At 61.7% G+C, this 22,348-nt stretch carries 21 protein-coding genes; 10 read left to right on the top strand and 11 right to left on the bottom strand.

From position 1 onward, the window contains the following. Positions 1-481 precede the first annotated feature (481 nt). The gene (locus VXL81_RS12300; protein ID WP_416554485.1) at positions 482-1,540 is read right to left on the bottom strand and encodes a nitrate- and nitrite sensing domain-containing protein; all 1,059 of its coding nucleotides are present in this window, start codon (positions 1,538-1,540) and stop codon (positions 482-484) included. A gap of 331 nt (positions 1,541-1,871) precedes the next feature. Between VXL81_RS12300 and gap the strand changes: the two genes are divergently transcribed. Then, on the top strand, positions 1,872-2,879 hold the full coding sequence (gene gap, locus VXL81_RS12295) for a type I glyceraldehyde-3-phosphate dehydrogenase (protein WP_340547398.1): 1,008 nt from the start codon (positions 1,872-1,874) through the stop codon (positions 2,877-2,879). A 107-nt stretch (positions 2,880-2,986) separates the two neighbouring features. On the opposite strand, the gene VXL81_RS12290 is transcribed toward gap, so the two are convergent. Together VXL81_RS12290 and VXL81_RS12285 are read right to left on the bottom strand one after the other, a co-directional pair. Continuing rightward, positions 2,987-3,622, bottom strand: coding sequence for a ChrR family anti-sigma-E factor (locus VXL81_RS12290; protein ID WP_340547399.1), 636 nt, complete (start codon positions 3,620-3,622; stop codon positions 2,987-2,989). Next, the gene (locus VXL81_RS12285) at positions 3,619-4,269 is read right to left on the bottom strand and encodes a sigma-70 family RNA polymerase sigma factor (protein ID WP_340547532.1); all 651 of its coding nucleotides are present in this window, start codon (positions 4,267-4,269) and stop codon (positions 3,619-3,621) included. The genes VXL81_RS12290 and VXL81_RS12285 overlap by 4 nt, the downstream gene beginning before the upstream one ends. A 159-nt stretch (positions 4,270-4,428) precedes the next feature. Between VXL81_RS12285 and VXL81_RS12280 the strand changes: the two genes are divergently transcribed. From VXL81_RS12280 to VXL81_RS12240, 9 genes are all read left to right on the top strand, one after another. Further along, positions 4,429-5,718, top strand: coding sequence for an NAD(P)/FAD-dependent oxidoreductase (locus VXL81_RS12280; protein ID WP_416554483.1), 1,290 nt, complete (start codon positions 4,429-4,431; stop codon positions 5,716-5,718). Then, positions 5,715-6,467, top strand: a complete 753-nt coding sequence (locus tag VXL81_RS12275) for a DUF1365 domain-containing protein (RefSeq protein WP_416554481.1) — start codon at positions 5,715-5,717, stop codon at positions 6,465-6,467. Before VXL81_RS12280 ends, VXL81_RS12275 begins: the two co-directional genes overlap by 4 nt. After that, on the top strand, positions 6,467-7,624 hold the full coding sequence (locus VXL81_RS12270) for a class I SAM-dependent methyltransferase (RefSeq protein WP_416554479.1): 1,158 nt from the start codon (positions 6,467-6,469) through the stop codon (positions 7,622-7,624). The genes VXL81_RS12275 and VXL81_RS12270 overlap by 1 nt, the downstream gene beginning before the upstream one ends. Then, positions 7,617-8,147, top strand: coding sequence for a chalcone isomerase family protein (locus tag VXL81_RS12265; protein ID WP_416554477.1), 531 nt, complete (start codon positions 7,617-7,619; stop codon positions 8,145-8,147). The genes VXL81_RS12270 and VXL81_RS12265 overlap by 8 nt, the downstream gene beginning before the upstream one ends. Further along, complete coding sequence (locus tag VXL81_RS12260; protein ID WP_416554475.1) at positions 8,147-9,370, top strand: MFS transporter; 1,224 nt, start codon at positions 8,147-8,149, stop codon at positions 9,368-9,370. Before VXL81_RS12265 ends, VXL81_RS12260 begins: the two co-directional genes overlap by 1 nt. After that, positions 9,367-9,915, top strand: a complete 549-nt coding sequence (locus tag VXL81_RS12255) for a DUF3833 domain-containing protein (RefSeq protein WP_416554473.1) — start codon at positions 9,367-9,369, stop codon at positions 9,913-9,915. The genes VXL81_RS12260 and VXL81_RS12255 overlap by 4 nt, the downstream gene beginning before the upstream one ends. Position 9,916: 1 nt before the next feature. Beyond that, positions 9,917-10,648 (top strand): SDR family NAD(P)-dependent oxidoreductase, encoded by a 732-nt coding sequence (locus VXL81_RS12250; RefSeq protein WP_416536622.1) that lies wholly within the window; start codon positions 9,917-9,919, stop codon positions 10,646-10,648. After that, the gene (locus VXL81_RS12245; RefSeq protein ID WP_416554471.1) at positions 10,645-11,376 is read left to right on the top strand and encodes an SDR family NAD(P)-dependent oxidoreductase; all 732 of its coding nucleotides are present in this window, start codon (positions 10,645-10,647) and stop codon (positions 11,374-11,376) included. Before VXL81_RS12250 ends, VXL81_RS12245 begins: the two co-directional genes overlap by 4 nt. A 161-nt stretch (positions 11,377-11,537) precedes the next feature. Further along, the gene (locus VXL81_RS12240) at positions 11,538-13,508 is read left to right on the top strand and encodes a cache domain-containing protein (protein ID WP_416554575.1); all 1,971 of its coding nucleotides are present in this window, start codon (positions 11,538-11,540) and stop codon (positions 13,506-13,508) included. A 51-nt stretch (positions 13,509-13,559) separates the two neighbouring features. Here VXL81_RS12240 and VXL81_RS12235 read toward each other — a convergent pair whose 3' ends face one another. The 8 genes from VXL81_RS12235 to VXL81_RS12200 form a co-directional block, all read right to left on the bottom strand. Continuing rightward, positions 13,560-14,921 carry a sigma-54-dependent transcriptional regulator gene (locus tag VXL81_RS12235; RefSeq protein ID WP_416554469.1) on the bottom strand — a complete coding sequence of 454 codons (1,362 nt, stop codon included), beginning with the start codon at positions 14,919-14,921 and terminating at the stop codon, positions 13,560-13,562. Further along, on the bottom strand, positions 14,918-15,043 hold the full coding sequence (locus VXL81_RS12230) for a hypothetical protein (RefSeq protein WP_416554467.1): 126 nt from the start codon (positions 15,041-15,043) through the stop codon (positions 14,918-14,920). Before VXL81_RS12230 ends, VXL81_RS12235 begins: the two co-directional genes overlap by 4 nt. Before the next feature lie 4 nt (positions 15,044-15,047). After that, on the bottom strand, positions 15,048-16,382 hold the full coding sequence (locus VXL81_RS12225; protein ID WP_416554466.1) for a c-type cytochrome: 1,335 nt from the start codon (positions 16,380-16,382) through the stop codon (positions 15,048-15,050). 6 nt (positions 16,383-16,388) lie between these two features. After that, positions 16,389-17,630: a formate dehydrogenase subunit gamma gene (locus VXL81_RS12220; protein WP_416554464.1), complete on the bottom strand. Its 1,242-nt coding sequence runs from the start codon at positions 17,628-17,630 to the stop codon at positions 16,389-16,391. A 94-nt stretch (positions 17,631-17,724) separates the two neighbouring features. Next, the gene (gene fdh3B, locus VXL81_RS12215) at positions 17,725-18,318 is read right to left on the bottom strand and encodes a formate dehydrogenase FDH3 subunit beta (RefSeq protein WP_014875661.1); all 594 of its coding nucleotides are present in this window, start codon (positions 18,316-18,318) and stop codon (positions 17,725-17,727) included. Between the two features lie 12 nt (positions 18,319-18,330). Beyond that, positions 18,331-21,306, bottom strand: coding sequence for a formate dehydrogenase subunit alpha (locus VXL81_RS12210; protein ID WP_340547412.1), 2,976 nt, complete (start codon positions 21,304-21,306; stop codon positions 18,331-18,333). 107 nt (positions 21,307-21,413) lie between these two features. After that, positions 21,414-21,605, bottom strand: a complete 192-nt coding sequence (locus VXL81_RS12205) for a twin-arginine translocation pathway signal protein (protein WP_340547413.1) — start codon at positions 21,603-21,605, stop codon at positions 21,414-21,416. Positions 21,606-21,664: 59 nt separating this feature from the next. Next, positions 21,665-22,312 (bottom strand): TorD/DmsD family molecular chaperone, encoded by a 648-nt coding sequence (locus VXL81_RS12200; RefSeq protein ID WP_416537509.1) that lies wholly within the window; start codon positions 22,310-22,312, stop codon positions 21,665-21,667. Between the last annotated feature and the right edge of the window lie 36 nt (positions 22,313-22,348).

Below are 22,348 nucleotides of genomic sequence, written 5' to 3'. Positions count from 1 at the left end.
GCACCCTCAGCCCCAACGCCTGCGTGGTCTTCCGGTCAACTCTGAACCAACCTGCGCGCCGGTCAACAGCGCTGCTCTGCGCGTGCAGCCGGTTGCCCGCCCCACGGTTGTCGCACAAGTCTGCGGACCGCAGCCCCTACATCACCGTCAGCCACTCAACCAATCACTCAACCTATTCCAATGCAATCATTCCGGTGTAACCGACCCGCGCCAGCTGGCGCGGGATATCAGTCTTCGACGGTTTGCCCCAGTTCGCACCAACCATCAGATCCCGCGCAGCAAGTTCAGCGCAGAACCAGTCTGGTCAGCCCTCTTTTCCAGCAGGATCACCCTCTTAACTGGGGTGACGTGACCCAGCCTAACCCTACATTTGCCTCCGCGCCATGGGCCAGCAAAACCCCGCGTGCGCGCCATGGACGGCGCCAAGGGCATGACCGGCCATCCGGGACGCCCCAGAACCACGCCTGCCCAGACGCGGGCATCATTTCAGCGTCAGCACAACAAACAGCGTCCCCGCAATCCCTGCAAAGATGGTGAGCCAAATGAGCCCCACCAGCTCGGTCGTGCTTTCCGCTTCAAGCTGGTTGGCCAGCGAGATGATTTCAGCGGTGACATTCCTCTCTTCCCTGCGCAGAAAGTCGATCCATTCCGTCGACGCCGCAACCCAGCGCTCGCTGTTGAGAGCCGCCGGCCCGGAGGCCGCTTTTGCTGACCTGATGGTATCACGCAGGTCGCTTAAGGTGAGATATTGGTCCGTCCTTTGCAGCGATGGCAGCCAGCTTCCACTTCCCTTGACGACCGCTGCTTCGGTCAACAGGATGATCTGCGCGCCGCCGAGGGCGGCAAAATGCTCCCGCAGCGCAGAAGAATTTCCCGTTTCGATGACCGCAGCGCCAGTTGCCCGCTCAAGTCCGGCCTTTTCCTTGGCTTCGCCGATCAGGAAACGCGCCTGTCGCAGCGCTTGGTATTCGGTGGAACTGTCCAGCCCGACGCTTTGTCGGGTAAGAGCCATGATGGTGCTGATGAGTTCCGTGTAGGGCCCAGCGACATCCGAAACCATGACCGGCCTATCAAAGCCGAAGCCATCGACATGCTGGCGCAGTTCCGCCAGCCGTTCCACCCCGTGAACAACTCGATCAAAGGCCAGGCTATGATCGTCGGCCATCAGGGTGATGCGCGAAAGTGCCGAGGCGACCACCGCATCAGTCTGGCCGCGCTGACGTATCAACGCATCTGGAAAAACCCGCCCATCTGAGGAGACATATCCGACGGAATACCCGCGCTCGCGCTGCAGCTCATGGATCATATCGCTGATCGCGCTTTCCTCCTGCGCGGTCTGCGCGGCGTATTCCGCAAGGAGGTGGCGAGCGCGCTGCGCCACAAGCGCGCTCGCAGCGAGATACCCTGCCAGCAGGAAAAGCGGCGCAACAACCAGCAATATGGCAAGCCTGAGCGGCATGATTTCCCCAATCCGATGAGACACCGTTGGAACAATTATAGGGATAATTCGTTTACCATGTACTACCAAAACGTGTATCATTTCAGTTTCCTCAGCGCAGGGTCTAGAGCCGCGGCTTCCAGCCCCGCCGGATCGGCTGTCGTTCAGGACCGGCGGCAGCGGCGTGAGAGGCGCAGACAGATCGCGCACAGCGGCACCTGCGCAGGCCCCCTTTCTGGCTTGCCGTGTAAACGCATCCCCTCCTGCTGTGATGTGCTACACTGATGCTTCGGGCAGCGGCATTACGCGCCAATCCGCTGACCGGCGAACGGGCTTGATTTTTGCAACTGTTAGCGATAACGATGCGGCAATTGTCAGGCCACCGGGCGCGCCCGTCGAAGGCTGAACCCCTATCACCATCGGAGTTGCACAGATGACCTTGAAAATTGCGATCAATGGATTTGGACGAATTGGCCGTGGCGTTTTGCGCGCCTTGCTGGAGAGCAACGCCGACGATATCTCGGTTGTGGCGATCAACGATCTGTCGCCTGCGGAAACCCTGGCGCATCTGTTGAAATACGACAGTGTCCATGGTCGCCTGCGGAACGAGGTGACCGTCGACGGCGATACGATGACTGTCGGCAATCACAGCATCCGCCTGACGGCGATCCGTAATCCCGAGGATCTGCCCTGGCAGGACGTTGATATCGCCTATGAATGCACCGGCCTGTTCACCAGCCGCGAGACTGCTGCCAAGCATCTGCAAAACGGCTCCAAACGTGTCCTGATCTCCGCCCCCGGCAAGGAGGTCGATCGCACCGTGGTGTTCGGGGTCAATCACAAGGATCTGACCAAGGACGACGTCATTGTCTCCAACGCCTCCTGCACCACCAATTGTCTGGCCCCGGTGGCAAAGGTTCTGGACGATACATTCGGCATTAAGACCGGGTATATGACCACGATCCACGCCTATACCGGTGATCAGCCGACCCATGACACCAGCCACAAGGATCTCTACCGCGCCCGTGCCGCGGCGCTGTCGATGATCCCGACCTCAACAGGCGCAGCCCGCGCGATTTCGGAGGTCCTGCCGCATCTGAAAGGCCGCCTGGAGGGTTCAGCAATCCGCGTGCCGACACCAAATGTATCCGTGGTGGACCTCAGCTTCATTCCTGAAAAACCTGCCACTGTTGAGACAATCAACGAGGCGATGAAGGCGGCAGCAGCGGGCGATCTGGCAGGGATCCTGTCCTATGAGACGGACCCGCTGGTCTCCATCGACTTCAACCACGACCCGCATTCCTCCTGTTTTGCGGCACCACAGACAGCGGTTACCGCCGAGGGGCTGGTCCGCGTTGTCAGCTGGTATGACAACGAATGGGGCTTCTCCAACCGGATGGTCGACACCGGCCGCCACATGGGCAAGGTGATGAACGGCTAAGCGCGCGGAAGATGCGCTGACAGAACAGGAAAGGGCTGCCAATGGCAGCCCTTTTTGCGTCGTACTCTGAGGCCTTGCCCACCCCTTGCGGGCAGGCCCTTATGCCGCTAGATGCGGAAAATCGGTTGCAGCAGGCGCGGGACAAAGGACCGGAACCGCAGTGCAGCGTCAGTCGCGGCAAGGCAGATGCAGGTCTCACCGTCCTCGGCAATCGGCGTATGTTCCAGGTGATCGTCCGCAACTTCCAGATCCCCGACACCAAAGCGCCCGGTTTCATCGCGAAACGCGCCCTGTAAAACCAGCGTCAGCTCCAGCCCGTTGTGGCCATGGTCAGGGACCGCCTGTCCCGCAGGAATATAGAGCAGCCGCACGCTGCCCTCCTCGTCATGGCTGAGGATTGACTGACGCACACCCATGCCGAGCGACTTCCACTTTGGCGGCAGCCCACCCAGCGCCTGCATCACCGGCGCCGGAAAGATGCCCGAGCGGTTGAACTTCGGTGCGTCCTCGAAGGGTGAATCCAACTCGGCAAACACGCGCTCCCGCAGATCATCCGAGACATCCCGGGTTCCACAGGTTTCCAGTACCGACCCGCCGACCGCCTGATGCGCATTCAACCGGGCGCGGCAGTCGTCACACATCGACAGATGGGTCGCCACAACCAGAGAGTAGGCATAGGGCAAATTGCCAGAGGCATAGGCCACCAGCAACGGGTCAGGGATATGATGGCGTACGCCGGTCATGATAGTCCTTGTTCCTTCAACTCATGACGCAACCGCTCAAGTCCGAGGCGGATGCGGGATTTGATTGTCCCCAGGGGCAATCCGGTCTGTTCCCGGATGTCCGCATGGGTCAGCTCGCCCAGATAGGCCTTTTCAACCATCTCTCGCTGTGCCGGTTTCAACCGGGCCAGGGCTGCGCGCAGCTTTGTTGTTTCCTGATCCAACGCCAGAATCTGGGCTGCATCTTCTTGTGTTTCCTCGGGAAGCTTCAGCTCCTCCGGTATTGGCCGCCGTTCCTTGCGGATCACGTCGATCTGCCTGTTGCGGGCGATCTGGTAGATCCACGCCGAGACCTGAGCACGTTCAGGATCGAACATGGCCGCCTTTCGCCATACGGTCAGCATCACCTCCTGAACCACCTCTTCGGCCTGGCTGGGTGGCATACCGGATCGGCAGATCACCCCCTTCAGACGCGGCGCGAAATAGTCGAACAGACGACCAAACGCCACCTTGCAGCGGTTGTCGCGCACGGCCAGCATCCAGACTGTCTGATCCGACAGGCTTTCCCGTTCCACTTTTTTCCTTTCGCGCATTACACTTGTGTCACGGTCTACCGTAACGGGCGGCGCAGGCGCTGCAAGAGTTGGATGGCTCAGCATGGTCAACATGTACGGATTACGCATCTTTCACGGTGCTGGATCACTCTGAGCGCAATTAATTTCAGTTTTTTCCATTCGTCCGGAGAGGCCCGTCATCTTAATCACCATCTTTTTTGATCCGCCCGGGCGAGCGGCCCGTAACAAGTTGAAATCACAGATGGAGACAGCATGTCCTTCGACGCATTATCATCCGCTCGCCAGCGTATCGCCGTTGTCGGTGGTGGCATCTCCGGGCTTGCCACCGCCTGGCTGCTCGCAAAAAGCCACAACGTCACGCTTTATGAAGCCGCGCCGCGACTGGGTGGGCACGCGCGGACCGTCGTCGCCGGTCGTAATGGCGACCAGCCCGTGGATACCGGCTTCATCGTCTTCAACTATGTGAACTATCCGCATCTGACGTCGATGTTCCGCGATCTGGATGTGCCCGTGGTCAAAAGCGACATGAGTTTCGGTGCCAGCATCGGGGATGGCCGCGTCGAATACGGTCTGCGAGATCTTGGGGCGCTGCTCGGGCAGCGTCGCAACATCGCGCGGCCCGCCTTTTTCCGCATGGTACGTGATATCCTGCGCTTCAACGCCAACGCCGAAGAGGTCGCCAAGAGTGACAGCGTCACCATCGGCGAACTGGTCAATGATCTGAAGCTCGGCGACTGGTTCCAGCGCTATTACCTGATGCCCATCTGTGGCGCGATCTGGTCGACGCCGCCGGATGAAATCCGCGGTTTTCCGGCGCAGTCGCTGGTCCGCTTCTTTCGCAATCACGCATTGCTCAGCGCTTCTGGACAGCATCAATGGTGGACGGTCAAAGGCGGCAGCATCGAATATGTCCGGCGTCTGACCGCCCGATTGGACCAGATGGGCTGCCAATTGCGTCCGGGCACCCCGGTGCGCAGCGTCGAACGGACATCCGAGGGGGTACGCATCCACCTCCCCGATGGCACCTCCGAAAACTTTGATCAGGTGGTGATGGCCTGCCATTCCGATGACAGCCTGCGCTTGCTGGCGCAGCCGACAGCGGCAGAGCAGGCAACGCTGGGGGTCATGCGCTATCAGGATAACGAGATGATCCTGCACCGCGACACCGACCAGATGCCGCGCCGCCGTGCCTGCTGGTCGTCCTGGGTCTACAAGGCCGACACCCGCGACAACCGGGCCGCCATCGGCGTCACCTACTGGATGAACCGGCTCCAGAATATCGACGAAAACGATCCTCTGTTCGTTTCGCTGAACCCGGTAAAGGATGTGCGGTCGGATCTGATCTACGATCAAAAAACTTTCCGCCATCCGGTGTTTGACACCTCCGCGCTGCGTGCACAAAGCCGGATTGCCGATATCCAGGGGCAGAACAACACCTGGTTTGCCGGTGCCTATCTGCGGCATGGGTTTCACGAAGACGGCTTTGCCAGCGCGGTGCGCGTCGCACGTGGCATCAGCGCGCGGGAACGGGTGATCGGATGACCCTGTGGCCCGAGCATATCGCCGGACAGACCACCCATGCCCGCCATGGCGCCATCTCCAACAGCTTTCGCTACGGCGTGGACTATGTGCTGATTGACCCGCGCTCCGAGAGCGGCCCGCTGCTGTTTTCGCGCAATCGCTTCAATCTGGCTGCGGTCCATGATCGCAACCATGGTGGCGCGCCGAAACAGGGGATCGGCCTGCCATGGGCGCAGGACGTGTTCGCCGACGCCGGGCTGGATATGGAGGGGATCACCATTCGGCTGCTCACTCAACCGAGCTATCTGGGCCATATTTTCAACCCGGTCAGCTTCTGGCTGGCCTTTCGCGGCAAGGCGCTACATGCGGTCATCGCAGAGGTCAGCAATACCTTTGGCGACCGGCACAGCTATGTCTGTCACAAACCCGGCTTCACCGCGATCGCCCCCTCCGACAAGCTTCAGGCCAAGAAGATCTTTCACGTCTCCCCATTTCAGGACATTGCCGGGGACTACTGGTTCAACTTCGACATCGGCCCCCGGCGGATCGCCATCCGGATCGACCACAAGAACGATGGCGAAGGGGTGGTCGCCACGCTGACCGGCCCGCGCCAGCCGCTAAGCAACGCCGCACTCATATGCTCCAGCCTGCGCCGCCCGGCCGGCACGCTGCGCACGGTTGCGCTGATTTACTGGCAGGCGCTGAAATTGAAACTCAAGGGCGCCAGCTATCGCCCCCGCCCTACCCCACCGGAACATGAGGTCAGCTGATGATTTTCCTTACCAAACGCGTAAAACACGACTTTCTCGACAGCTGCGCGCGCATCCGCAAGGGCAGTCTGCGCCTGCTGACCCCAGAGGGCGACACCCATGATTTCGGCACCGGTGAACCACGCGCCGAAATCCATCTGCGTGACTGGAGCGCCATAACCGCCATGGCCGCCCGCGGCGATATCGGCCTCGGCGAGGCCTATGTCGCCGGACTTTGGGAGACGCCCAGCATCGAAGACGTCATCAAGGTGGCGCTGCTCAACCTCGATCATCTTACCGATTACGCCTACCCGAGTTTCTGGGCCAGTCTGAAGTTCCGGGTCGTGGACCGGATGCTGCGCGCCAATTCGATCAAGGGCGCGGCGCGGAACATCAAGGCCCATTACGACGTCGGCAATGAATTCTACCAGCTGTGGCTGGACGAAAGCATGACCTATTCCTCGGCCCTCTTTGCGCCGGGTGACAATGACCTCGCGCGTGCGCAGACCCGCAAATACGACCGGGTGCTGAGCCGCCTCACCGCCGGTGATCGCGTCCTGGAGGTTGGCTGCGGCTGGGGCGGATTTGCCGACCGCGCCGCCGAACAGGGGCGCCATGTTACCGGGCTGACCATCTCCCCCAGTCAGTTTGGTTATGCCGACGCGAGGCTCGATGGGCGCGCCGATATCCGCCTTTGCGATTATCGCAAATCGGAGGGAAAATTCGACAATATCGTTTCCATCGAAATGGTTGAGGCCGTGGGCGAACGCTATTGGCCCAGCTATTTCGCCACGCTGAAAGACCGTCTGGCCGATGACGGCCGCGCCGTGGTGCAGGCGATCACCGTTCAGGACAGCTATTTCGACATCTATCGGCAGTCGTCGGACTATATCCGCCAGTATACTTTTCCGGGCGGCATGTTGCTCTCTGATGCGGTGATCTCACATCAGGCGCGCACCGCAGGTCTGAAGGTTACGGATAATTTCGCCTTTGGCCAGGATTACGCGCGCACCTGCCGGGAATGGGCGGCGCGCCTTGTCGCGATGACCCCCAAAATCCACTCTCTGGGCTATGGCGAGGCCTTCCTGCGCAACTGGCGCTACTATCTGGAAACCTGCGCTGCCTCCTTCGAGGTCGGCCAGACGGACGTGATTCAGGTGGAGCTGGCCCATGCCTGAGATCCGCCAAAACCGCCTACGCTCCGCCATCGCCGCATTTGCCGTCAGTCTCGGAGTGGGTCTCGCCAGCGCTGCAACGGCAAATACCGGCCTCAGCTCCCCGACCAAACTGGGAGAGGTCACCTTCCGCTGGTTTGGCCTGCCGCTCTATGATGCCAGCCTTTACACCGAAGGGCAGACCCGCTTTGACTGGCAGAACCCGATGGCGCTCAAGCTCAGCTATCGGCGCGGTTTCAGCAGATCCCAGCTGATGCGGGCCACGGTCGCGGAACTGCTGCGGCTGGAAGGCAGGCGCGCCGATCACGATCAGCTGGTCGGCAAGCTGGATCGCTGTTTTCGCGATGTGAGACCGGGCGACAGCTTCGTGGCAACAACCCGCGCGCCTGATCGGGTGGAGCTCTATCTGAACGGAAAACAGACCTGCGATCTGCGCCATGCAGACGCCCGCAAGCGGTTTCTGAATATCTGGCTGTCGCCCAACAGCCGCGCTGCGCGTTTGTCCAGCGAGCTGCGGGGCAACTGATGCAAGCCACCCGTATCTCCCTATTTGCGCTGATGCTGGCCGCCGCCGGTCTGCCGCTCTATATCCATCTGCCGCGCTTTGCGACGGCGGAACTGGGACTGAGCCTGGCAACCCTCGCAGCGGTGCTGGCGGCGATACGGGTGCTGGATTTCGTGCAGGACCCCCTACTGGGCTGGGTCACCGACCGCTGGCCGCAGGAACGCGCGACCTTTGCAGCTCTGGCGGCCTTTGGCATGGCAGTGGGGTTCATCCTGCTCTACACCTACCGCCCGGCGGCGGGGGGCGTGCTGCCATGGTTCGTCATCGCCCTGGTGCTTCTGTTCACGGCCTATAGTCTCGGAAGTGTTTTGTTCTACGGGCAAAGCACCGCGCTTGCAGGCAGCCCGGAGGCGCTGATCCGTCTGGCCGGGTTTCGCGAGGGCGGCACATTGGCCGGTATCATCCTGGCAGCCCTGGCGCCGGGCGCGCTGGTTGCCGTCGGCGCAGGCCACGGCGGCTACCCCGCTTTTGGCTGGATGCTGGCCGCACTCTGCGGTGTGGTCTGGTGGCTGACCCGCGGCCTCTGGACAGCGGCACCGCGCCCCGAACACCCGCTGTCCATCACCGCGCTGCGTGCAGCGGGTGGCCTTCGCCTGCTGGCGCTGGCCCTCGTGAACAGCCTGCCGGTCGCCATGACATCGACACTGTTTCTGTTCTTCGTCGAGGACAAGCTGGCGCTTGCCGATATGGCCGGCCCCTTTCTGGTCCTGTTCTTTCTCGCAGCGGGACTATCGGTGCCGCTATGGACCCGCGCGGCAGAGAAGTTCGGCGCGCGCGAGGTGTTGTTTCCGGCGATGGCACTGGCGATCCTTGCCTTTATCTCCGCAGCCTTTCTTCCGCCCGGCGCCAGCCTTGGCTTTGCCGCCATCTGCATTGGTTCGGGGGCCGCGCTCGGCGCGGATATGGTGATCCTGCCGGTGCTGTTCTCACGCGCATTGGCGCGCGCCGGGTTGCAGGCGGGGCAGGCCTTCGGGCTGTGGTCCTTTGCTGCCAAACTCGCGCTTGCCGCCGCCGCTGTGCTCCTGCTGCCGCTTCTGCAGATGAGCGGCTTCACCCCCGGTGGCGAAAACAGCGCCGCCGCCCTGCAGACGCTGACATGGGCCTACGCAATCATTCCCTGCTGCATCAAACTTATCGCCATCGCGATGGTGATCCGCCTCCCTGGAAAGGTAACCGCGTCATGAAACTCCTGCTTGTTGCCATCATTCTGTTGCTGCTGCTTGCGCTCCTTCGCCCTGGGCTGGGATTTCGCAACCAGCACCCCGAACACTATGCCAATACCAGTCCCGCCTTCGACATTCGCACACATCTGAGCGGCGAGATGATCTCCGAAGGTATGATTTACGGCCCGATGGGGCGCGTCTCCTCGCGGTTTGTCGCCACGATGGCGGGCGAATGGGAGGGCGACACCGGCACGTTGAGCGAGAATTTCTCCTACGCCAGCGGCGGCACGCAAATGCGGAAATGGTTCCTCACAATGGGCGAAAACGGCAGCTTCACCGCCACCGCAGATGACATCATCGGCACCGGACAGGGTCAGCAGATGGGAGCCGCCGTGCGCCTGACCTATCGCATCCGCCTGCCAGAAAGCGCCGGTGGCCATGTGCTGGATGTCACCGACTGGATGTATCTGATGGAGAACGGCACCATCATGAACCGCTCCGAAATGCGCAAATTCGGCATCAAGGTGGCCGAGCTGATCGCCACCATGCGACCGAAGGGAGAGTGAGATGTTTGCAGGACAGACCTGGTGGATCGTCGGCGCGAGCGAGGGGCTGGGGCGTGCGATCGCCGAGAAGCTGGATGCCGCAGGCGCGCGGCTGGTGCTGTCAGCGCGCAGCGAAGAGCGCCTGCAGGAGCTGGCGGGCACGCTGAGCAATGCCACTGCCCTGCCACTGGATGTGACCGATCCCGACGCCATCAGCCGGGCCGTGGAGCAGATCGGCAAGGTGGATGGCCTCCTTTACTGTGCCGGGGCCTATGACCCGATGCCTGCGCAGGACTGGGACGCCGAGAAGGTCGAGCTGATCTGCGACGTGAACTTCATGGGCGCAATTCGTGTGGTTGGCCGCGTCATACCGCAGATGGTCGCTGCCAACGAAGGGCATATCGTGCTGATCGGCTCACTCGCCGGTCACACGGGCCTGCCCGGAGCGACCGGCTATGGCGCGTCGAAATCGGCCGTTATACACATGGCCGAGAACCTCCAGGCCGATCTGATCCAGACCCCCATAAAGGTTCAGGTGATCAATCCGGGTTTCATCAAAACCCGTCTGACCGACAAGAACGATTTCAAGATGCCGATGATCCAGACCCCGGATGAGGCGGCAGATGCCTGCCTGAAAGCAATGCGAAGCGGGCGCTTCAGCACCAGTTTCCCCGCCCCCTTCGCCTGGGTCTTCACCATCGGCAAACATCTTCCCCGCAAACTGTTCCTGCGCCTGATGGGGGCGGGAAAATGAGCCCCCATTCGCCGCGCCACATCGTCATTATCGGTGCCTCCGGTGGCATCGGGTCGGCGCTGGTTGACCATTTTGCGGCGCGAAACCCCGCCAGCCTGACGGCGGTCGCGCGCGGCGCATTGCCACCGAAGGCCGGCGTCGACAGCTACCGCGCCGATATCACGGATGAGGACCAGCTGGCCGGGTTTGCCGATGATCTGCGCCGCAGGGGGATCGCCCCGGATCTGGTCGTCGTTGCAACCGGGGTCCTCTCCGACGAGGCCGGGCTTAAGCCTGAGAAATCCTATCGTCAGCAGGACCCGGTGGCGTTCCGCAAGGTGTTTGAAATAAACACCTTTGCCCCCGCCATCATTGCCAAACATCTGCTGCCGATCATGCCTCGCAAGGGGCGCGCGGTCTTTGCCGCCCTGTCCGCGCGGGTCGGCTCGATCAGCGACAATGGCCTCGGCGGCTGGCATGCCTATCGCGCCTCCAAAGCGGCACTGAACATGCTGATCCGCAACTACGCCATCGAAACCGCGCGCAGCAACGAGGAGATGATCTGTGTCGGCCTGCATCCCGGCACCGTAAAAACACCGCTGTCGGAACCTTTTTCAAAGAACGTCCCCGACGACGCTCTGTTCGAGCCACAACAGGCCGCGGCCTACCTCGCCCAGGTGATCGACCGGTTATCGGCCAAGGACAGCGGGCGGGTGTTCGACTGGGCCGGCAAGGAAATCCCAGCCTGATGATGGGCTGATCGCCACCAGATCGTGGCGACCGTGTCATCAAACACAGCGCCGGACTTGCTCATCCAGCAGGCCCCATGCGACAGTGGGTGAACACCGCACGCAGCCATGCGCTCTGCGGACTCACCCGATGTGCCAGCTGCCTACAGGACCTTGCCGCCTTGAAATCCGTCCGGCTCCGCCTCCTATTGCTCGCACTTCTGCCGCTCAGCGTGGTGATGCCGCTGCTGCTGGTCGTGGCCATGGCGCGCTGGAACGCGGATTACGACAATGTTCTGATCGTCAATGTAGAAAGCGATCTGAAAATCGCCGACCAGTATTTGCGCCAGTTGCAGGCCAATACCGGCGATGATCTGGCAGCAATCGCCAGCTCGGCCCGGTTTGCCGAGGTCCTGCGCGCACCGTTGCAGGATCAGTTACGGTTTCTTGACCAGCAGCGGCAATCCCTCCAGCTTGATTTCCTCTATTATCTGCCATTGCGCAATATTGACCGCGAGGCGCGCCGCTGGCCGGTGATCGACCGCGCCGCGCAGGGCAGGCTGGCCTCGGAAATCGACATTTTCTCCGCTGCGGACCTGGATGAGATCTCTGCTGACCTGCGTGACCGGGCCCGTATTTCCCTGATCGAGACCGAGGCCGCCGCGCCGACAACCCGACCGGCGGAAGATCGCGGCATGGTGATCCATTCCGCCGCGCCGGTGACCAATAACGGCAGTGAAGGCGCGCTGGTGGCGGGTCGGCTTCTGAACCGGGATCTTGATTTCATCGATACGATCAATGCGCTGGTCTACCTGGGCGACAGTCATCGCATCAGCCGCAAGGGCACCGCGACACTGTTTTTGGAAGATACCCGTATCTCCACAAACGTTCGCCTGTTTGAAGACGTCCGCGCCCTTGGCACCAGGGTTTCGCAGGCGGTGCGCGATGCGGTGCTGGGTGAGGGGCAGACCTGGCTCGACCGTGCCTTTGTGGTGAACGACTGGTATATCTCCGGCTATCTGCCGCTCACCGACAGCTTCGGGCGTCGCGTTGGGATGCTCTATGTCGGCTTCCTTGAGGCGCCCTTTGCGGCGGCCAAACTCTCCGCTTATTGGACTGTGGTGCTGTCATTCCTGTCCGTTCTGCTGTTGTCCGCGCCCCTGTTCCTGTGGCTGGCCAAAGGGATCTTTGCGCCTCTGGAGCAGATGAGCCACACCATGGCCCGTGTCGAACGTGGCGATCTGACCGCGCGCAACGGCAATGTCGGGCGCCGTGACGAGATCGGTCAGGTTGCGGCCCATCTCGACAGCCTGCTTGATCAGGTTCAGGATCGTGACCAGAAACTGCGCGACTGGGCAGAGGAGCTGAACGCGCGTGTCGACCAGCGCACCGCCGAACTGCGCGCCGCCAACGAAAAACTGGAGGCAACCTATAAGCAGCTGGTGATGAGTGAGAAACTCGCCTCCATCGGCGAGATCACAGCAGGTGTGGCGCATGAGATCAACAATCCCGTCGCCGTGATCCAGGGCAACGTCGATGTGATGCGGATGACTCTGGGCGCCGCCGCCGAGGAAGTGGACACCGAGCTGGCGCTGATTGACGATCAGATCCTGCGGGTCAGCGCCATCGTTGGCAAACTGCTGCAATTTGCGCGCCCCACCGAATTTGGCACCTTCGAGGAAAGCCTGGATCTGGCCCCGGTTGTCTCCGACTGTCTGGTGCTGGTCGATCACGTGATCACCAAACAGGCCATTACCGTTGAAAAACAGTTCGCCGCAACGCCACCGGTTCGCATAGACCCGGGCGAATTGCAGCAGGTGGTGATCAACCTGATCCTCAACGCGGCGCAGGCCATGGAGGGCTGCGGCAGGCTCCTGCTGGCCCTGAGGCCGATGGAGCGCGACGGTGTCAGCGGCGCCTGTCTTGAGGTTTCGGACACCGGGCCGGGCATCGCTGCCGAAGATCTGCCGTCGGTGTTCAACCCGTTCTACACCACCAAACTGGGCGAAGGCACCGGGCTGGGGCTGTCGATCAGCCAGACCCTGATTCAGCGCGCCGGCGGGGTGATTTCGGCCGACACCCGGATTGAGAACGGGGAGATCAAAGGCGCCGTCTTTTCGATCTGGCTGCCTGCGGTCAAGGCCGGGGACTGAGCCACAGCCCGCGACACGCTGGCCGTCCATCCACCTATCGCTCGGATGATATCACAGCCCCCAACTGGCGCATTTTCGATCAATCGTTTTCCGCGAAACCCCCAACCGTCGGGCGGCCTCGGCGCGATTGCCGTCACAGGCATCCAGCACATGCACGATATGACGCTGCATCACCAGATCGAGCGTATCCATCGCAGCACTGCCCGTGATCCCGCCGGTGCCTGCGAACTCCTCAGGAAAGGCGCCGAGAATGACCGACCGTTCAATCAGGTTGCGCAGCTCACGCACATTGCCTGGCCAGTCGTAGCGGCTGAATTTCAGCAGGGTCTCAGCGTCGAGCTCCAGCGCAGGCATGGCCAGCGTGGTAGAGAACTGCTCCATAAACAGCGCCGCCAGCTCCACGATATCCTCAACCCGTTCACGCAGCGGTGGCATCTGGATGTTGACGATATTGATCCGGTGATAGAGATCGGCACGGAAACGGCCCTCGGCCACGGCCTGTTCCAGATCGGCATTAGTGGCAAACAGGAACCGCAGGTTCAGCGGGATATCGCGCTCTGCGCCGACCGGCCGGATGCGCTGGTCCTCCAGCACGCGGAGCAGCGCGGCCTGCACCTGTTCGGGCATCTGGGCCACCTCGTCCAGAAACAGCGTGCCGCCATCAGCATAAAGAAACAGCCCGTCCTGTCGGCGGTCCTGCGAATCCACCATACCGAACAGCTCATGCGCGATGCGATCAGGCGCGATGGCCGCGCAGTTCACCGCCACAAACGGCTTCTCCGCGCGGTCCGACAGCGAATGCATCGTCCGCGCCGCGATTTCCTTGCCGGTGCCACTGGCGCCGGTGAACAACACAGGCGTCGGCAGCGGCGCCAGCCGGGTAATCATGTCACGCGCGGTCTGAATCGCAGGAGATTTCCCCAGCAAACGCCCCCGCGCAGCGGTGCCCTCCGCCGATAGCGCATGTTTCAGCAGGTAGTTTTCCCGCCGCAGATGCTTGCGGTCCAGGGCCCGTGCCACGGAATTGAGGATCTGATTGGCGCGAAACGGTTTCAGCACGAAATCCGCCACCCCGACCCGCAGCGCCTGAATGGCAGTTTCCAGATCCGCATAGGCGGTGACCAGCACCGTATCGGCAAACAGGCCGACCTTATGCTGTTCCTGTACCCATTCCAGCCCGGTTTTGCCGGGCATGATATTGTCGAGGATGATCAGGTCGAAATGCGCCTGATCCAGAATATTGGACGCCTCCGCGGCAGACGCCGCCTGCTCCACCCGCTTGCAGCGGGGGGTCAGGATCTTGGTCATGAAATTGCGCATACCTGGTTCATCATCGATCACCAGGATCGACGCACCGGCAAGGTTTTCCCCATATTCATCGCGGGGCGGCGGCGCGGTTGTCAGCACGGTCAATCCAGTCGGACGGCCGACCCGGAATGCACCTCATAAGAGGCGAACCCCGCCTGATCCAGTGCCAGATTGGCGCCGGCGGCGATCACGATGATGCCGGCAAACCCCGTCAACATGGCTTTCATTGTGTTACTTCTCCACCTTGGTTGCGCGTTTCAGAAACGCAATCAGATCGCGCCGGTCCTGCGGATCGGTAATCCGCTGCATCGGCATCTTGGAGCCGGGGATATAGTGATCCGGCCCCAGATCGAAGAGGGCATCAATTGTCGCCTCTCCCCAGATTATATCAGATCCATCAAGGACCTGCGAATAGCGATAACCCGCCAGCTTGCCGGCGGGACGACCAAAAACATCATATAGGCTCGGTCCCGCCTTGCGACTCTCACCGGGGCCGAGCGCGTGGCAGATCGAGCATTTCCGCATGAACTGCCGTTCGCCGTTGGGCATCGTTTCGGGGTCCTTCAGGAACCCGCGGTTGCCTGCCATCTGTGCCTCGGCCTCTCCCATCAGGGCAACCGGCCAGCCATAGGCCAGATCATCCAGCCCGGCGGCCCAGATGGTCTGCCCGTCCGGCGCAAACTCCAGCGCCCAGACCGGCCCGTCGCGGGTGGCGCGAAAATCGGCACTGATGCGCCAGGTCTCGGTGTCCACCATCATGATATAGCCCTGCCCGTCCCCGACGGCGAGCCGCGCGGTGCCCTCATGATGGGCCATTGCAAGGATAGGCCGTCGCTCCAGCGTGAAATCGGCTACAGGCTCGCCGGTCTGTGTGTCGACAACGCGCGTCGCGCCATCCACAGCCCCATAGGCCAGCCAGTCGCCACCGGGGCCAAGCGCCAGCTGGTTGATGCCAAAGCCCTGATCGACCAGGCGCCGGGGCGGTTGGCCTGCGTCCTCGTAGACCAGTATCTGCCCCTCCATCGTGGCGGCATAAATCGCCCCCCTTGGTCCGATTGCCACGTCATTGATGCCACTGCCCACAGCTATGCGCTGTTCCGCTCCTCCGTCAAATGGCCAGAGGCCGATATTGCCGTCCCAGCTCGCCGACACCAGCATTTCGCGGTCAGGGGCAATGGCCAGCGCCCGGATCTTGCCCAGATGGCGGCCGATCAGCTCGGCCTGCTGGCCGCCCTTCGGCCACAGGTAGAGCGCGAAATCATCCCCCGCCGTGACCAGACGACCGGCATCGACAAAGGCCAGAGCGGTGACCGCTGCATCATGGGCCTCAAGCCAGCGTGGCGTGCGATCGCTCCACAGGCCCACGGCATTGTCGAAACTGCCGGTGGCCACCTGACCCTCAGGCGACACCGCCAAGGCCATCACCGGGCCGCCGTGGCCTTTCAACGTGGTGAACTCATCCCCGTCGGCCGGATCGGCACCTGCGGGCAGCGCCAGAACAGTCGCAGCGCAGGCGGCCCACAGATAGCCCGTCCGCAGGACCAGCGCTGACAGGCGGCACCACACCGCCGGTCACTCCGCCGGTGTTGCGCCCTTGGCGCTGCCGCTGCTGCCCTCTGGCGTGACTTCGCCTTTTTCGCGCATTTCCTCCAACCAGATGGAGTGGTGCTGATGCGCCCAAGCCTCATCCACGTCGCCGGTTCCCATCGCGTCAAAGGCACCTTCCATGCCCAGCGAGCCGATGTAGATATGCGCCAGAATAATCGCCATCAGCACAAAGCTGATAATGGCGTGCCAGCTCTGGGCCAGCTGCATTTCTTCCTGCGGTGCAAGGTCAACCGGCAGGGTGCCATAACCCACCAGCTGCGGCAGGCCGAAATCATTCAAGATGGCAAAGGTCTTGGCAAAGAGCGGCATCTCAAACGGGAACAGGAGCGACAGGCCCGAAACCGAAATGGAGGTTCCAAGAACAATCACCGACCAGAAAATCAGCTTCTGGCCAAAGTTGAACTTCTTAGCGGGCGGATGGGCCTTGCCGACAATGCCGCCCATCTGGCGGATCCACACCAGATCCGTACGGTTGGGGATATTGTGGGCCACCCACATGACAAACACCATGATCAGCGCCAGCATGAACGCCCAGGAAACATTGTTGTGGACCCATTTGCTCCAGATCAGCAGGCCCGCGTTGATCTCCTTGCCCAGATAGGGGGCGATCACCATCCGGCCAAACAGGCTGGCCAATCCTGTAACGCCCAGCAGAATGAAGGATCCCGCCAGCATCCAATGGGCAAAGCGTTCGATGAACTGAAAGCGGGTGACCGTGCGTCCGGTGGAGGGCTCGTCTATGCGAATACGGCCCCGCAACAGATAGAACAGCGCCAGAAAGCCTATCGTGCCCAGCAATAGCCAGCCACCATAGGTGCGAAGCGGCCCATCGCGGAAAGTCAGCCAGCGCATACCGCCATCCTGCACCAGAACAGTGGCAACATCGCCCCCCGCCGAGACCCGCAGATCTGCCGCGTTGTAGCGGATTGCGCGCCAGAGTTCGGGATCGGAGGCCCCACCGAGCGTGCCCAGCTGTTGCGTGATCCCGGCGCCAATCGCGCCCGCACCGGTATCGTCGCTGCGGAAACTGTCGTCGATTTTTTCGCCGCGCTGACGGGCCAGGATATCCTCCAGCGTCTGCGCCCCACCCGTGGCACTGCGATCCGGCACCGCCTCCGCCGCAGGGGCACCCTGGGTGTCCTGCGCCGCAGCGATCCCCGCCATCAGCGTCAGTTGCATCAGAATTGCAAAGGCGATGCGCAGCATGGGCCACACTCCTTCATGGGTTGTCTTGGAAACTGAACAGGAAAACAGGACGGCCCGCGCGGGCGGGCCATCCCTTCATGTCAAAGAGGGCTGATCAGCCGCCCTTCTGGTCATAGGCTGTCCCCCAGCCCCATGCACCCGAGCCAAAGCCACGGGCGACAACGCGTTCGCGGTAGACCGCAGACACGACATCGCCGTCACCGGCCAACAGCGCCTTGGTTGAGCACATCTCGGCGCAGATGGGCAGCTTGCCCTCTGCAATCCGGTTGCGCCCGTATTTGGAGAATTCCGCATTGGAATGCGTCTCCTCGGGACCACCGGCACAGAAGGTGCATTTGTCCATCTTGCCGCGGCTGCCAAAGTTGCCCGCCTGCGGATACTGCGGCGCACCAAAGGGGCACGCGTAGAAGCAATAGCCACAGCCAATGCAGAGATCCTTGGAGTGCAGGACCACGCCTTCTTCGTTCTGGTAGAAGCAATCGACCGGGCACACCGCCATACAGGGTGCGTCCGAGCAATGCATACAGGCGACCGAGATCGACCGCTCGCCGGGTTTGCCATCATTGATGGTCACCACCCGACGCCGGTTGATGCCCCAGGGCACCTCGTGCTCGTTCTTACAGGCCGTCACGCAGGCGTTGCATTCAATGCAGCGTTCGGCGTCACAGAGAAACTTCGCTCTTGCCATATCTCTTTCTCCTTATGCTGCGCTGATTTTGCAGAGAGTACATTTAGTCTCCTGCATCTGGGTCACGCTGTCGTAGCCATAGGTCTGTGCGACGTTGCAGCTTTCGCCCAGAACATAGGGGTCAGCCCCATCCGGGTATTTGTCGCGCAGATCCGTGCCCTGGTAGTGACCACCAAAGTGGAACGGCATGAAGGCAACGCCCTCTCCGACCCGCTCTGTGACCATTGCCATGACTTTGACCTTGCCGCCTTCCGGGCCTTCGACCCAGACCTGAGAGCCATCGCGAATGCCGATATTGTTGGCATCGCGCGGGTGGATCTCGACGAACATGTCCTGCTGCAATTCCGCAAGCCACGGGTTGGACCGGGTTTCTTCGCCGCCGCCTTCATATTCGACCAGACGACCTGAGGTCAGGATGATCGGATATTCCTTGGAGACGTCGTTCTTCTGGATCGACGCATAGAGGGTCGGCAGCCGGTAGGCGTGACGGTCCTCATATGTCGGGTAGTCTTCGACCAGATCCCGGCGGTTGGTATAGAGCGGCTCGCGATGGATTGGCACCGGATCCGGGAAGGTCCAGACCACGGCACGCGCCTTGGCGTTGCCGAAGGGCGCACATTCATGCGCGATGGCAACCCGCTGGATGCCGCCCGACAGGTCGGTTTTCCAGTTCACCTTGGCCACCTTGTCGTCATAGTCCGACGGGAAGGGCGACATGCTCTGCTCGCCGACTTCGTGGGTGTAATCGGCAAACCCATCCACCCCGGCAGCCTTGGCGATAAAGGCCCGCTCGGACGCGGTCAGCTCGGTGTGCCAGCCCAGATCCTTCAGCATCTGATAGGTGAACTCAGGATAACCATCCTGAATGTCGGAGCCTGCGGAATAGACGCCTTCTGCCAGCAGGTTGTCGCCATCCCGTTCCACACCAAAGCGCGCGCGGAAGGTCAGGCCGCCCTCGGAGACCGGTTTTGACATGTCATAGAGGTTTGGCGTGCCCGGGTGACCCATTTCAGCGGTTCCCCAGCAGGGCCAGGGCATCCCGTAGTAATCGCCGTCAGCAGGACCACCCACCGCCCGCAGCGTGGTGCGGTCAAAGGTGTGCTGATTGGCCATATGCGTTTTCATCCGCTCCGGCGACTGGCCGGTATAGCCGATCGTCCACATACCACGGTTGAATTCGCGGGTGACGCTTTCGACATTCGGGGTCTCGGCATCTTCCATCTCGATATTGCGGAAGAACCGGTCGCCCCAGCCGAATTTATTGGCGAATTTGGCGATGATCACATGGTCCGGCAGGCTTTCGAACAGCGGATCGACGATCTTGTCGCGCCACTGCAAGGAGCGGTTGGACGCGGTGACCGAACCCCGGGTCTCGAACTGGGTACAGGCGGGCAGCAGATAGACGCCATCGGTGCGATCATGCAGCACCGCAGAGACGGTGGGATACGGGTCGACAACGACCAGCATGTCCAGCTTCTCCATCGCCGTCTTCATCTCCGTCATACGGGTCTGAGAGTTCGGCGCATGGCCCCACAGGACCATGGCCCGCACGTTATTGGGCTGGTCTATGTTCGCCTTGTCTTCCAGAATGCCGTCGATCCAGCGGCTGACCGGAATACCCGTCAGGTTCTGCATCGACTTGTCCTTGCCATCGGCCCCTTTGGTGGTGTCGAACTGACCGGCAAGCCATTCGCTATCCTCACCCCAGACACGGCCCCAATGCGCCCATGCGCCCGCCGACAGGCCATAGTAACCCGGCAATGTATGGCTCAGAACGCCAAGGTCGGTTGCGCCCTGCACGTTGTCGTGGCCACGGAAGATATTGGTGCCGCCGCCCGATGTGCCCATGTTGCCCAGTGCAAGCTGAAGAATGCAGTAGGCGCGGGTGTTGTTGTTGCCGGTGGTGTGCTGGGTGCCACCCATACACCAGATCACGGTGCCGGGGCGGTTGTTGGCCATTGTCCGCGCCACGCGCTTCAGCTGGCTGCCGGGGGTGCCGGTCACACGCTCGACTTCCTCGGGCGTCCACTTGGCCACTTCTTCGCGGATCTGATCCATGCCCCAGACACGGGTGCGGATGAATTCTTTATCTTCCCAGCTGTTCTCGAAGATATGCCACAGGATCCCCCAGACCAGCGCCACATCGGTGCCGGGGCGGAAACGCACATATTCATCGGCATGGGCTGCCGTGCGGGTGAAACGCGGATCGCAGACGATCAACGGCGCGTTGTTCTGCTCCTTGGCCTTCAGAACATGCAGCAGCGAGACAGGATGCGCCTCTGCCGGGTTGCCGCCGATGATGAAGATCGCCTTGGAGTTATGGATATCGTTGTAGCTGTTGGTCATGGCGCCGTAGCCCCATGTATTCGCAACACCCGCAACCGTGGTCGAGTGACAGATCCGCGCCTGGTGGTCGACGTTATTGGTGCCCCAATAGGCGGCGAACTTGCGGAACAGATAGGCCTGTTCGTTGTTATGCTTGGCCGAGCCAAGCCAATAGACGCTGTCGGGTCCGCTCTCTTCGCGGATCTGCATCATGCCGTCGCCGATCTCGTTGATCGCCTGTTCCCAGCTGATGCGCTTCCATTCCCCGCCTTCTTTCTTCATCGGGTACTTCAGACGGCGTTCTCCATGGGCGTGTTCGCGCACGGAGGCCCCCTTGGCACAATGGGCGCCGAGGTTGAACGGGCTGTCCCAACCGGGTTCCTGACCGGTCCAGACGCCATTCTGCACCTCTGCTACGACGGTACAGCCGACCGAGCAGTGGGTGCAGACGGATTTGACGGTTTCCACCGCGCCAGCCGCAGCCGTGGCGGCATTGGCCTTGGTGACGGATCCACCGGTGGCGCTGATGGCGGCAAGCCCACCAATCGCGAGGCCGGATCCGCGCAGAAACGCGCGGCGGTCAACGGAGCTTTCTGCAACCTTGGACAGGATACTGGTCCGCTGGGGGCGTCGCGCAACCCCGTTGGTCTTTTTCCTAAGCATGTGTTCCTCCCTTGCTTCCCTTACGGGTTCGCTGGGTTATCGGGGGCCTTTGGCAGTCGGGCGTCACGCAACCAGTCGCCGTGGGCGTTCAAAACATCACCGGTCGGTCAGAACCGGAGACTGTCGTAATAGGCGCGGGTGTGCGCGGTATCCTGCATCACTTCCGATGTCAGGTCAGGCTCGGCCGCCTCGGCCGTGCCGCCGGTCGTCGCCACCGCAATCGCCGCAATCGGCGTTGTGGTCGCTGCCAGCTTGAGAAAGTCGCGGCGGCTCTGGGCCTCCTCGGTCTTTCTGGTCATGTGATCCTCCTCCTCAGTTGGTTGGCTCACGTGGGTTAAGGACGGCACGCCGTCCCGGCTCAGGCGGATTGCTCCGCACTCATTCGAAATCCTTCGGCCTCGATCTCCATGAAGACCCGGCCCACGGCACCGACGGCGGCATAAAGAACCGAGTTCTTCGCCGCCTCCAGATCGGAATAGAAATGCCCGGCCCAGGGGCCTATGTGTTTGTTGAAGAACTGTTTCTGGTCACCCAGCGGTGCTGCCGTGCCGAAACGTCCGGCAATCAGCGCCCCCATCATCTCCATAAGGGAGGCGATATTATCCTCCGGCTCATAGACATTCTGGGCCCGTGTCATGCCCCGCGCGGCCATGTCCTGCCGCAGGGCTGCCAGCGGTTTCTCGTTCAGAAATCCGGTCAGATAGTAGCTGGCATAGGGCAGCAGCTCGCCACGGCCCAGACCGATGAACAGCTTGTTAAACTCCCGCTCAGCGGCGGCAGGTTTGGTCAGCCGCGCGATTTTCGCCAGCGCGTTGATCGCCGTGCCCAAGTCGGTGTCATCCCCGGACAAACCGGCCACCTGCGCCAACAGCATCTCATCCGGCGGCCCCGACAGCATCAGGCCCAGAAAATTGTAGAGATCCGCACGCAAACGGTCTTCATCCTGCGGAATGGCAGGACCGGCCGTCTGTTCGGCTGTCTCTGTCTGGGCGTGCTCGGCGGTCATATGTGTCTCCTCGCAGGGGTCTTGGTCTGGGTTTCG

Origin of the sequence: Phaeobacter sp. JH204B, from assembly GCF_048055755.1 — a bacterium.
GTDB lineage: Bacteria > Pseudomonadota > Alphaproteobacteria > Rhodobacterales > Rhodobacteraceae > Phaeobacter > Phaeobacter bryozoorum.
Note: the sequence above shows the minus strand (reverse complement) of the source record. Positions and strands in the feature narration are given on the sequence as shown.

Coding starts and splice junctions, on each gene's coding strand:
- VXL81_RS12300 (WP_416554485.1), bottom strand. CDS start 1,540: ATGATACACGTTTTGGTAGTACATGGTAAACGAATTATCCCTATAATT.
- gap (WP_340547398.1), top strand. CDS start 1,872: ATGACCTTGAAAATTGCGATCAATGGATTTGGACGAATTGGCCGTGGC.
- VXL81_RS12290 (WP_340547399.1), bottom strand. CDS start 3,622: ATGACCGGCGTACGCCATCATATCCCTGACCCGTTGCTGGTGGCCTAT.
- VXL81_RS12285 (WP_340547532.1), bottom strand. CDS start 4,269: ATGTTGACCATGCTGAGCCATCCAACTCTTGCAGCGCCTGCGCCGCCC.
- VXL81_RS12280 (WP_416554483.1), top strand. CDS start 4,429: ATGTCCTTCGACGCATTATCATCCGCTCGCCAGCGTATCGCCGTTGTC.
- VXL81_RS12275 (WP_416554481.1), top strand. CDS start 5,715: ATGACCCTGTGGCCCGAGCATATCGCCGGACAGACCACCCATGCCCGC.
- VXL81_RS12270 (WP_416554479.1), top strand. CDS start 6,467: ATGATTTTCCTTACCAAACGCGTAAAACACGACTTTCTCGACAGCTGC.
- VXL81_RS12265 (WP_416554477.1), top strand. CDS start 7,617: ATGCCTGAGATCCGCCAAAACCGCCTACGCTCCGCCATCGCCGCATTT.
- VXL81_RS12260 (WP_416554475.1), top strand. CDS start 8,147: ATGCAAGCCACCCGTATCTCCCTATTTGCGCTGATGCTGGCCGCCGCC.
- VXL81_RS12255 (WP_416554473.1), top strand. CDS start 9,367: ATGAAACTCCTGCTTGTTGCCATCATTCTGTTGCTGCTGCTTGCGCTC.
- VXL81_RS12250 (WP_416536622.1), top strand. CDS start 9,917: ATGTTTGCAGGACAGACCTGGTGGATCGTCGGCGCGAGCGAGGGGCTG.
- VXL81_RS12245 (WP_416554471.1), top strand. CDS start 10,645: ATGAGCCCCCATTCGCCGCGCCACATCGTCATTATCGGTGCCTCCGGT.
- VXL81_RS12230 (WP_416554467.1), bottom strand. CDS start 15,043: ATGAAAGCCATGTTGACGGGGTTTGCCGGCATCATCGTGATCGCCGCC.
- VXL81_RS12220 (WP_416554464.1), bottom strand. CDS start 17,630: ATGCTGCGCATCGCCTTTGCAATTCTGATGCAACTGACGCTGATGGCG.
- fdh3B (WP_014875661.1), bottom strand. CDS start 18,318: ATGGCAAGAGCGAAGTTTCTCTGTGACGCCGAACGCTGCATTGAATGC.
- VXL81_RS12210 (WP_340547412.1), bottom strand. CDS start 21,306: ATGCTTAGGAAAAAGACCAACGGGGTTGCGCGACGCCCCCAGCGGACC.
- VXL81_RS12205 (WP_340547413.1), bottom strand. CDS start 21,605: ATGACCAGAAAGACCGAGGAGGCCCAGAGCCGCCGCGACTTTCTCAAG.
- VXL81_RS12200 (WP_416537509.1), bottom strand. CDS start 22,312: ATGACCGCCGAGCACGCCCAGACAGAGACAGCCGAACAGACGGCCGGT.